Here is an 11,125-nt window from a genome sequence, read left to right as displayed (position 1 = left end):
TCGGGCTTGGAACCGGTGTCCTGCTGGCTTCCTCTCTCAGAATCTTCGTGGCCGGGGCGTACTCAAGCCTCGAAAAGACGTTCTTCTACGGAATGAACTTCCCGTCCGGACTGGGAATTCTCCTGCTCCTGCTGGCGGCCTTTCTAGTCGGGAGGATGAGCAGGAAAGCCGGCGCTCTGATAATGGCCGCCTACGCTGTGGCTGTCCTGATAACCGATGCGACCGAATACACGCACCTCCTAGCGGCCTTTGCACTGCCGGTCGCGCTTTCCCTCGTCAAGGAACTCGATGTAAAGTACCTCACGATGGGACTCGTCGCCGACCTGGGCCTCCGCGTTCTGGCAGTCGGTGGTGAACCCATCGACTTCCCGTACACGAGGGTTATACTCGTACTGCTGCTCTTCCTCGGCTCCTACGCCCTCTGGAAAGAGCCGGGAACGCTGAAGAAGCCTGGCTTCGGCCTCTATGCCTTCGCGGCACTTCTCGAACTGGGTCTGATCTACCCGAACGCCATCATGCGCTACTCTGGCTTTAACGTCTACTACCTCCCCCAGTTCATCGGCTTCTCCTTCGTGGTGGCTCTTGCGATTCTGCTCGGCCCGTACCTCTCGAAGAAGCCCGGATTGACCAGTGTCCTGCTGATTATTGGCTCGGCGACGCTCTTCGTTAAGCCGGCTGGACTGGTCGGCCTGCCCCTGGCCCTCGCCTCGACCATCGCCCTCGTAGAAAGCGCGAAGGGCAGCAGGGGAGGCCTCATCGGGGCATTTTATCTCTTCCTGACGGCCACGCTCGCCATAGGCGCCTACGTGGGAAGGGACATAGGTTTGGCCTTCATGGAGGACAGGCTTGAGGTGCTGATCCTCGCGGCGGCGGTGATATACGCCCTGAGCGCCTACAGAGAGGGCGTTGATGTTAAACTCCCAAGCGCAAAGGAGATCGCCGGGGCACTGGCCGGCCTCGCGGTGGCGGCCGTTATAGTGCTGGCGCTCTTCAACGCGGGGCCGACCTACGAGCCGGCAAAGGATGAAGTCCTCATCTGGACATATAACGTCCACCAGGGCTTCGGGCCCTACGACGGGACTTTCAACGGCTACGAGCTCCTCGACCTCCTGGGAGAGCAGAAACCGGACATCTGGGCGGCTCAGGAGGTCGTCGGTGGGATGATCGCCAACGGCTACCAGGACGTGCCGCTTCTCATCTCAGCTCACCTCGGCTACGCCTACGAGTACAAACCGGCGGCTGAGGGCACCTATGGCATAGCGGTCTTCTCCCACTGGCACATGAAGACGGAGGGCGAGCTCAACCTTGAGAGCGTCGGCCAGGCGAGGCCGGCCCAGAAGGTCTCAATAGAGGAGCTTGGAATTACCCTCGTCAACGTCCACATGGGGCTGAGCGAGGAGGAGCGCGCGATGCAGGCGGAAGAGCTTCTAAAGTTCGCCGAGGCCTCACCGGCGGCCCAGATCATAGCAGGCGACACCAACGCCGAGCCTTACGAGAAGGCAATAGAGATACTCACGCGCGACTACCGCGATGCGTTCGAGGAAAGACCGCCCTACACGTTCCTCTGGGAGCGCAACGGCGTCAGGGACGAGGAGAACATAGACTACATCCTGCTCAGGAAAGGCTGGCCGGCGGAGGTGAAGGACTACGGCTGCCTCTGCGACGTGGAAGTTTCCGACCACAGGCCGATATGGGTGTTGCTCAACATCTTTACCTGATGTGGCTATTTTCCGTATTTTCTTCGATTTTTACTAGAGAAAATCTTATAGGATGTAAAATCCTAAGTCATGATGTAAGGTCTGAGGTGTCTTCAATGAGGATATCCACCGGAATAGCCGGGCTTGATAAGATGTTGAACGGCGGGTTGATTCCCGGGAGGGCGTACCTGGTAAAGGGAGAACCGGGACTCGGAAAGACCACGATGTCGATCCAGTTCCTCATGGCAGGCGTAAGGAACGGGGAAGACGTGCTCTACATAACCCTGGAGGAATCTCTAGACATGGTTAAGAGTGACATGGCAAAGTTTGGGTTTGACCTGGATAACCCTCTTTTCCATGGCATCGACGCAACCCCCGTCGGTAAGAAAACCCACATATTTGAGGGCATATATTACAACGAGTTCGCGGAGAACTTTGAAAAGTTCTCGAGGGCAGTGGAGGAACAGATAAAGGAACACAAAATTCGGAGAGTTGCCGTTGATCCCATAACTATGCTGAAGCTGACGACAAAAAACGAGCTCGAGTACAGACGGGCATTCTTAGAGTTCCTGAAGGTATTCACGAGGTACGATGTGACGGTGCTCATAACATCGAGCATTCTGGGGAGAGACCTTGAGGTCGAGGAATACCTCACCAGCGGGGTGATAGAGCTCAGAAGGTACGGTGTGAAGGGTAGGATGGTCAAAGGGATACAGATTTTGAAGTTGAGGGGAAGCCCCTTTGATGAAGATGTGAGGCCCTACCAGTTCACAGACAGGGGCATTGAGGTTTATTCTTCTGAGAGTCTGTACGCTAGGTGATCGTATGAGGCTTGGGATTGAGAAGCTGGATAGTGTTCTCGGTGAGGTTAGGGAAGGTGACGTCCTGCTAATTGAGACAGTGGGCAGTCTTGGGGTGGAGATACTTTCCAAGCTCATTCGGGACAACAAGGAGAAGTTAGCCGTGGCGGTCGTCCTTCCAAAAGGCGCCTCTGAGAGGAGGATAATCCCCACAGAAGGAGTGGATCTCCTTGTTATGGGTGAAAACGTTCATGCCGAACGGCTCTATGAGATCCTGCATACGATTCGAAAGCTGCCTGGCGGCTCGTTGATTGTGGGGATCAGGTTAGATAACCTTCTACTCTTCCGTCTCCCGGAAGCGGTTTACAGGTTCATGGAGGACATCGTCAGCACCGTCCAAAACAAGAACCTCATCTTTGTTACCACCATCGACAAGCGCAACGTAAGCGAGAGGGATCTGGCGGTGTTTGAAAACCTCTCCACCCATATCATTGACATCACCGAGACCGTTAAGGGATTCAAGGTAAGCCTGGTAATGCGCGTGAAGAAGTCCCCGAATGGAAGCTCCGGGTTCTGTGAGTTTGAGATACACGAGGGCAGAGTTGTCATAGGAAGTTCGCCTGACAATCTCTGAACTCTCCACTTATTGGGTGCTGTGGGGAATTCGAACGAACGTGCCCCGGATAGCTAGCCGGAGGTATGGGGGGTATTGAGAGGTGTTCCCTCGCTTTGCGTTCATTCACTGCCGGTTCTCCTGCTGTCCCCCGGGCACACAGCTTTCGCCTCATTGCACCCCCGAGGAAAGCCTCTTATAAAACTTCTTCCAATCTTTGAAGGGTGGAACCATGTGCGATATACTCGTGGCCGCCCCCGAGGCCACAAAGGAAGGTGTAACTCTCTTTGCCAAGAACAGCGACCGCGAGCCGAACGAGGCCCAGGTTTTGGAGCTAATCCCCAGGAGGAAGCACGATGAGGAGAAGGTAAAACTCACTTACGTCGAGTTCCCGCAGGTGAAGGAGACCTACGCGGTAATCCTCTCCCGCCCCTGGTGGATGTGGGGGGCCGAGATGGGCGTCAACGAGTTTGAACTCGCGATAGGGAACACGGCCGTCTTTACCAAGGTGAAGGTGCCCGAGAAAGGAATAACCGGCATGGACATGATACGCCTCGCACTGGAGAGGACAAAGAGCGCGAAAGAGGCGCTTGAGTTCATAACTGGCCTTGTTGAGCATGGCCTTCAGGGCGGGAACGGGAGCAAAAACCACAAACTCTACTACTTCAGCTCCTTCATAATAGCCGACCCAAAGGAGGCGTGGGTTCTCGAAACCGTCGGGAAGGAATGGGTTGCAAAGAGGATCGAAGGCGTTTATTCCATCTCCAACGCGCTCACAATAGAGAGCGACTGGGATATGGCATCGGAAGGCGTAGAGGCCCTCGCAAGAAGGGGTTCTTTCAACTTCGCGAGGCACTTCTCGGACAGGTTTTACACCCACTTCGCCCACGGGAGGGAGAGGAGGGCCTTCACGCTGAGGAAACTACAGGAGAAGGAGAGCGAGATAACGCTCGAGTACATGATGTCCCTCCTTCGCTCCCACTCTTTCGAGCCCTACAGCCCGGAGAAGGGTTCGATGAGGGACATATGCATGCACTACGGCGGCTTAACGAGGCCGTCCCAGACGGCTTCCTCGCAGATATCAGAACTCGGGAAGGGACTTCACTGGTTCACCGGCACCTCGAACCCGTGCCTCAGCGTATTCAAGCCGGTGACCTTTGCCGGGGGTCTTCCAGACCTTGGAAAGGAGCCGACCGATAGGTACGACCCGGAAACCTACTGGTGGCGCTTCGAGGCCTTCCACAGGAAGTTCTTGACCAATTACAGGGCCTACATAGCCGACTTCGCCCGCGAGAGGGACAGACTGCAGGCGGAGATAATCGAGAAGGCGGGGGAGATAGAGAAGACGCCCGAGGATCTAAGGATACTGACGGAGTGGGCCTTCAGGGAAGAGAAAATCCTCCTCGAAAGGTGGGAGGCCATCCTTAAACCCGGAAGGCTTCCCTTCCTCTTCGGCAGGGCCTGGAAAAAGGTCAACGAGGGGGCGGGGCTTGAACTGTAGCCTCACCCCACGATATCCCCTATAACCTCGGCGATGCGGTAGATTCTCATGACCACCTTTACCCCGGCAATCCTGAGCTTCTTTATCGTCCCAACGCCAGAGTACCTGATGTGCCCGCGCTTGAGGGCATAGAACGCACTCCCCGCGGGGTCGTCCGATGTGATGATTGAGTTAACGGTGGCCTCGTCGGTCCACACCCTCAGCGTCGGGTCTTCGAGCTCACCCTTTGAGAACTCTGTTATCCTGCCCTCGGATGTGACCACACCGATGTTCAGAACGCTGCCGTTCTCCAGGGCGATCTCAAGTGCAATCCTCTCGTTGCCTCCAAGCATTCTGACGAATCCGGGCATTTTCTCCAGATTTTCGTTGTAAACGTCCACATAGTCACTGAGGCGCTCGAAGAGTGTGGGCTCGTGGCGTGGAATGTTCCCCTCTCCGGAGTATTCAAGTTCGTTTACCCCTCCGGTGCTTATGATGAGTCCCGTTATGGAGTACTTGATGAACCCTCCGGGTTCGCCGAGCCACGAGACCTCGATGAGGTTCTCCCGGGAGAGGAGCTCCTCGTCCACGTAGTAGACGAGCTCGAAGGCATCGAGGTCAGGGTCTTCGTCGTAGGCCGTTATCGGCTCAACAAGCGCGAGTTCGGCTGGGACTCCGTTGAGGTACAGCCCCACGTTTCCAAAGAACCTGTCACCGTACTCCATCACTTCGGGGGTTGCCTCAACGAGTATGCTAACGTAGGGCTGGTTGTCCGGGGACATCCTGAGGATCTTCAGGAACTCCTCGTCAAGGTCCCATGAGACCTGCTCCGGCCGTCTGGCCGTCTTTTTAGGCGGAACTGGCATTTTTACGGGGTCGAGAATCTCCTTGAGAACGGAGAGCTCTATCCTCTCCCTGTTCCCGTGGTCGGATGCCCAGAACACGAGCTGCTCGTCTTTGTTCATTTTCCTGCTGACGTTTACAATCGCCTCGTAGAGGGCCTCTTTGGTTCCGGGGCCGTCAACGTAGCTTGGGACATTGGAGCCCCATGGAGTCGTTCTTCCATTGCCCGCGAGCACTATGATGTCCCCATCGGTGAAGCCCTGCTTCTTGAGGGCGTCGTACATCCTCTGGAGGTTGTTCCAGTGTCTTTTCTTATCAGCATCCCCTGCAAAGAGGATGGCATGCCTGCTCGCCACGTCAGAGCCGTCGGATTTCTTTCCTATCCTTATGTTATCTCCCTTTCCAATGGAGGTGTACTGTGGATGCTCGATGTTCTTCTCCCAGAGTCCATAGGGACCGGACAGGTCTTCCATTTCGGCCCTTCTGGCGATTTCCTTCATCGTTGGGGCATCCCTTCCTGTCTTTTCAATCTCCTCCCCCACTTCCTTTGGATAGAATCCTTCCGGTTTTTGGAAGCCCCCTCTAGTTATTCTGGACCGGCGGGAGGGTCTATATCCATCGGCCAGACCCAATGCGGGCTCATCGTGCTTGGAGGCGCTTAGGAATGCCGCGTCCCCCGTCCCCCTCAGCTTTTCTTTGAGGTCGTCTATCATTCCCCCGCCAAAGCACTGGTTGAACACGAAGACCATGTTTGCGTATCCCTTGGGCACTATCCACGTTTTTATCATGTGGGCAAGCTGCCAGTCGTAGATGTAACCCCCGGAGCTCGAAACGAGGCTGCTCGCATAGCTTGGGGGCTGGTCGTAGAAGACGGAACATTTGTCCGCTTCCAGCGAGAGTTTGGTTATGGTGACCTCTATCTCGACCTCCACGTCCTTCCCGGATAGCACGTATCTGCCCGGCTTCGAGATGGTTTTCGACATCGTCATCATCCACCTGTTCGAGAAAGTGCTGACCTCGTTAACGTGGGCGTAGAGCACAATGCTGTCCATGGGCGAGCATTCTCTCTGGCTGTACAGCAGCTTTTTGGGCTGCAAATAGCCCATCCTGCCCTTAAGGGCGTCCCAGTCGTAGTACAGCGTCACCTCCCCAGTGCTGGTTTCGTGTCCCTCAACCTTGTACTTCACCCTCAAGTCGGCGTATCCGTTCAGCCCGTCGTCGTAGTCCTTCGTGGTGGCTATACCAACGAGCCACACGCTCACCATTATCGCCGGCGGGCCGGGTGGGTCAAACCTGGCTTCTCCAAAGGGCGCCGCCACTACCGAGATGGTCAGAATGACCACCAGCAACAAACCTTTTTTCACGTTTGCCACTTCCAACGTTTCTTAAATAAAAACGAAAATCTGTTCACATTGCTCTTTGTCGTGTGTCATATTAACTTTATTCGATATATGCATCGGAAACTTATTAATATGCCTGGACAGATCTGGGTAGGGGAGTGAGATGATCAGGTTTCCGGACGGTTTCCTCTTCGGGACGGCGACCTCTTCCTACCAGATAGAGGGCGACAACAGGTGGAGCGACTGGTGGTACTGGGCTGAGAATGGAAAGCTCCCTCACGCCGGCAAGGCCTGCAACTCGTGGGAGCTGTACGAGAGGGACATCGACCTGATGGCCGAGCTGGGCTACAGAGCCTACCGCTTTTCAATCGAGTGGGGCAGGCTCTTTCCGGAGGAGGGAAAGCCGAACGAGGAGGCGCTGATGCGCTACCAGGGGATAATCGACCTCCTCAACGAGAAAGGGATTGTCCCGATGCTCACGCTCCACCACTTCACGCTCCCGACGTGGTTCGCCCTCAAAGGCGGCTTCGAGAGGGAGGAGAACCTGGAACACTGGAGGAGCTACGTTGAGCTGATAGCTGACAACATCGAGGGCGTTGAGCTGGTGGCGACCTTCAACGAGCCGATGGTCTACGTTGTTGCTTCCTACGTCGAGGGCATGTGGCCGCCCTTCAGGAAGAACCCGCTGAAGGCCGAGAGGGTCGCGGTGAACATCATCAAGGCCCACGCCATGGCCTATAAAGTTCTCCGCGGGAAGTTCAAGGTTGGAATAGTCAAGAACCGCCCGCACTTCGTTCCGGCGAGCGACTCCGAGAGGGACATGAAGGCAACGGAAGAGATAGACTACACCTTCAACCGCTCCATGCTGGACGGAATCCTGACGGGGAAGTTCAAGGGGTTCATGAGAACCTTCGACGTCCCGGCGAGCGGCCTGGACTGGCTCGGGATGAACTACTACAACATTATGAAGGTCAAAGCCCTCAGAAACCCCCTCAAAAGGTTCGCCGTCGAGGACGCCAACCTGGGAAGAAAGACGGACATGGGCTGGAGCGTCTATCCGAGGGGCATCTACGAGGGGCTGAAGGCCTTCTCGGGCTATGGTCTTCCTCTCTACGTGACGGAGAACGGCATAGCAACGCTCGACGACGAATGGCGGAAGGAGTTTATCGTTAAGCACCTCCAGTACGTTGGCAGAGCATTGGAAGAGGGCATCGACGTCAGGGGGTACTTCTACTGGTCTCTGCTGGACAACTACGAGTGGGCTGAAGGTTTTAGACCGCGCTTCGGCCTCATCGAGGTGGACTACGGGACCTTCGAGCGGAGACCAAGGGAGAGCGCCTACCTCTACGGTGAAATCTCAAAGAAGGGGGAGATAAGCGACGAGATGCTGGAGAGATACGGGTTGAAGGAGATTTAAGCCTTCAACCAGTCCCTCAGGGTTTCCACGTCCCCCTCGGTAAACTGGGGCAACATATCCATGTGGGCCTCAATCAGCTCGGCCATCGCCTTCAGCCCAGCCTCTGCATCGTGAACCACAGGATCGAGAAGAACCGCTTTTGCTACCTTCTCAATGTTCCCCTCGGCGGCCGCCTCGGCTGAAAGCCTCTGTATCTCCGCCTGAACCCTGAGGGGAACCAGCGTCTCCTTCGGGAGGTCGACGCGGAGGGGCTTTACTCCTTTCGGCGAGACCTCGGCCGGGATTTCCACGATGACGCCCTCGGGCAGATCGGTGTAGCCCCTGTTGGGGACGTTTATCGCCTCCTGGAGCTTCTCGACCCCTTCAAGCCCCTCAACGACGTTCATAGCAACGTCCGGGAACTTGACGAAGCGGTTGAATGCGAACTTAGGCACTAACCCCCTGAGGAAGAGCCTCAGCAGCCTCCTAACGTCTTCTCCTTCCTTCCTCGTCCTCTCTATCCACTTCAGCCCCTTCTTCTCCTCGGGAACCAGAGGCCAGGCGAGGCTCAGGTATTCGCCGATGTGGTTGTCGTCCGGCGAGGGGAAGAGGCCGTAGGTCCTGTAGAGCAGCCTGCTGAGCGGCTCGAAGTTGGGATTTCTTCTCAGAGCCTCATCAAGCTTTGGATAAGCGTCCTCGCCGTTAACGCGGAGTTCCTTTATCCAGGTGAAGTGGTTCAGGCCGGCGGCGATGAAGTTTATCTCCCTTTCGTCGGCCTTCAGAAGGGGGGCGAGCATCTCCTTTCTCTCAAGGTAGCCCGTGCACAGGCCGTAGACGTTCTTAAGGTTGGTGTAGTTCACCACGGCGTAGGTCACCCTCGGTTCGGGGTTGGAGTATATGAAAACCCGGGTATCGCGGTTGATGTCCTCGATGACCCTTGCTATCTCCAGAACCAGCGGGACGACGCGCAGGGTGTGGGACAATCCACCTAAACCCCCGTTCTCGCCGAGAACCTGCATTATGCCGTACTTATGGGGAATCTCGAAATCCAGCCTCCATCTCTGGTAGCGCTCCTTCTCGACGGAGATGACCGCGTAGTCGACGCCGTATCCCTCCAGGTCTTCGACGTTCCGCAGGGGAGTGACCTTAAACCCGGCCTTGAACGTCCTCCTTATCTTCTCCGCCAGGGCGGTTATGAACTTTCTCCGCTCGTCGTCTATCTCGACGAGATAAACTTCGGCGTTTTTCAGAACCTCGCTCGTGGCTATCGTGTAGAGGCCGAGGGGGGTGAATATGCTCCCTGCACCGATAAAAGCAATCCTCATTCACAGCACCCCCGCGAGCGGGTTGGCGTGGAAGAGAACCGTGGGGAGGATTCTTAACCCCTCCCCGTACTTGAAGCCCTTCAAGGAGCCGTAAAATCTGGCAACGCTCTTCACGAAGACCTCCCAGGAGCTCCAATCTTGTTTAAACTGGCTCTCGTGGGCCTTCAGGGCCTTAAGCTTGAGCCTGAGGACGTCGCTTATATCTTCCACGTGGTTGGGGTTGTCCGTGTAGTAGAAGCCAAGCAGCTTGACCTCCCACGGTTTTCCTTCTCCAACGCTCGGAAGGGCCGAGAAGAAGGCCGCCTCTCCGGCTAGAAGGCCAGCGTTCCTGTGGTCGGGGTGGACGTCGTATGCCAGCCACGGGTCCGGGGCGAGGACAAGGTCGGGTTTTTCGGTGCGTATTATTCCGAGTATCTCCTCCCGGACTTTCTCGCTGTAGGGAAGCCTCGTGTCAGGGTAGTCGAGCCAGAGGAGCTTCTTAACGCCTATCAGCTCAGCGGCCCTCTCCTGCTCCCTCCTTCTGATTTCCTTCAGCTGTTCCGGTGGAATCTCCCTGCTCCCGGCTGAGCCGTCGGTGAGGGTCAGGTAGGTCATATCCTTCCCAGCCCGGGAGAGCTTGACGAGAGTCCCGCCGATGGCGAGCTCGCAGTCATCGGGGTGAGGCTGGACGCAGAGGATTTTCCTGACCCCTTCGAAGGGATTATCAACGTCGAAGCCCAGGGTTTCCCTCAGCACTTCCCGGAACTCCTCCGGGGAAACGCCCCTGAGTTTGGCCTTGGCGAGGAGGATCGGCTTCACTCAGCTCCACCCCCGAGGAGCTCCTCGGCACGTTTCCTGAGAATCTCCCTGACCTCTTCCCTGTCCTTTGGATACTGATGCCTTATCCAGAGCCACACGGCAGCGCAGAGAGTCCAGAAGAGGGAGCCTATTATGAGGGTGTACTCGTAGGCCTGGGCGTTGGTGTAGCCCGCTTTTCTCAGCGTCTCGATTAGGAAGCCTCCGAAGAGCGGGCCGAGGGCCTTTCCGACGTTGTCTATGATGTTGAACACCCCGAAGACCGTCCCCCTGTCCTCGGGGAGGTTAACCTGGGAGATTATGGCGGTGACGTTAGGCCCGGCAAAGCTGACGAGCTGGAGGAAGAGTATCGAGTATACCGTCAGTGCGAGCCAGCCCTCAAGGGAGAGCTCGGGCGGGAGCGGGTAAACTATGACCCCAATCGCCGCTATCATACCAAGAAAGACTGCCATCCCCGTTATCAGCGCCCTGCCTCCGGGAGTTTTTCTCTCGAAGTAGTCCCCCACATAGCCTCCGACGAGTGTCCCTATGACCGTCGCTATTCCGAGTATCAGCAGGACGAATGTCGCGGTGTCCTTCTCCATTCCCCTCGTGACGATGAGGAAGGAGACGAGCCAGTACATGAGGACGCCCCATGGGACGGTTCCGGCCAGCCCCTGGAGGAAGATCAGGAGGTTGGTCTTGGTTCTGAAGGATTTTCTAACGGCCTCCCAGCTGAGCCTGTAGGTGTACTCGTAGCCCATCTCGATTAGCTTCCTGACCTCTTCCTCGCCGGCGCCGCGTTTCGGCTCCTCGGCTACGAAGTAGAAGAGCGGTGCCAGTATGAAGTTGGGAAC

Annotated in this window: 9 protein-coding genes; 5 read left to right on the top strand and 4 right to left on the bottom strand. The window is 56.5% G+C overall.

Annotated features, from left to right (window positions below; translation table 11 throughout):
- The 4 genes from F7C11_RS01215 to F7C11_RS01200 all read left to right on the top strand — a co-directional run.
- Positions 1–1,718 (top strand): endonuclease/exonuclease/phosphatase family protein (locus F7C11_RS01215; RefSeq protein ID WP_297090149.1); only part of this gene is annotated, 1,718 nt, incomplete at its 5' end.
- Between the two features lie 95 nt (positions 1,719–1,813).
- Positions 1,814–2,518 carry an ATPase domain-containing protein gene (locus F7C11_RS01210; protein ID WP_297090148.1) on the top strand — a complete coding sequence of 235 codons (705 nt, stop codon included), beginning with the start codon at positions 1,814–1,816 and terminating at the stop codon, positions 2,516–2,518.
- Positions 2,519–2,522: 4 nt separating this feature from the next.
- Entirely contained in the window at positions 2,523–3,131 is a 609-nt protein-coding gene (locus tag F7C11_RS01205; protein WP_297090146.1) for a hypothetical protein, read from the top strand.
- A gap of 211 nt (positions 3,132–3,342) precedes the next feature.
- A complete protein-coding gene (locus tag F7C11_RS01200) occupies positions 3,343–4,611 on the top strand; it encodes a C69 family dipeptidase (protein ID WP_297090144.1) in 1,269 nt (422 codons plus the stop codon).
- A 2-nt stretch (positions 4,612–4,613) separates the two neighbouring features.
- Here F7C11_RS01200 and F7C11_RS01195 read toward each other — a convergent pair whose 3' ends face one another.
- A complete protein-coding gene (locus F7C11_RS01195) occupies positions 4,614–6,797 on the bottom strand; it encodes a hypothetical protein (RefSeq protein WP_297090142.1) in 2,184 nt (727 codons plus the stop codon).
- Between the two features lie 139 nt (positions 6,798–6,936).
- Between F7C11_RS01195 and F7C11_RS01190 the strand changes: the two genes are divergently transcribed.
- Positions 6,937–8,190 carry a glycoside hydrolase family 1 protein gene (locus F7C11_RS01190; RefSeq protein WP_297090141.1) on the top strand — a complete coding sequence of 418 codons (1,254 nt, stop codon included), beginning with the start codon at positions 6,937–6,939 and terminating at the stop codon, positions 8,188–8,190.
- Here the strand turns inward: F7C11_RS01190 and F7C11_RS01185 are convergent.
- From F7C11_RS01185 to F7C11_RS01175, 3 genes are all read right to left on the bottom strand, one after another.
- Positions 8,187–9,494: a hypothetical protein gene (locus F7C11_RS01185; protein ID WP_297090139.1), complete on the bottom strand. Its 1,308-nt coding sequence runs from the start codon at positions 9,492–9,494 to the stop codon at positions 8,187–8,189. The two genes, F7C11_RS01190 and F7C11_RS01185, sit on opposite strands and share 4 nt — an antisense overlap.
- Entirely contained in the window at positions 9,495–10,292 is a 798-nt protein-coding gene (locus tag F7C11_RS01180; RefSeq protein WP_297090137.1) for a PIG-L deacetylase family protein, read from the bottom strand.
- On the bottom strand, positions 10,289–11,125 hold an 837-nt coding region (locus F7C11_RS01175; protein WP_297090136.1), incomplete at its 5' end, for an MFS transporter. The genes F7C11_RS01175 and F7C11_RS01180, both read right to left, overlap by 4 nt.

It is taken from the genome of Thermococcus sp., assembly GCF_015521605.1.
Taxonomy (GTDB): domain Archaea; phylum Methanobacteriota_B; class Thermococci; order Thermococcales; family Thermococcaceae; genus Thermococcus.
Note: the sequence above shows the minus strand (reverse complement) of the source record. Positions and strands in the feature narration are given on the sequence as shown.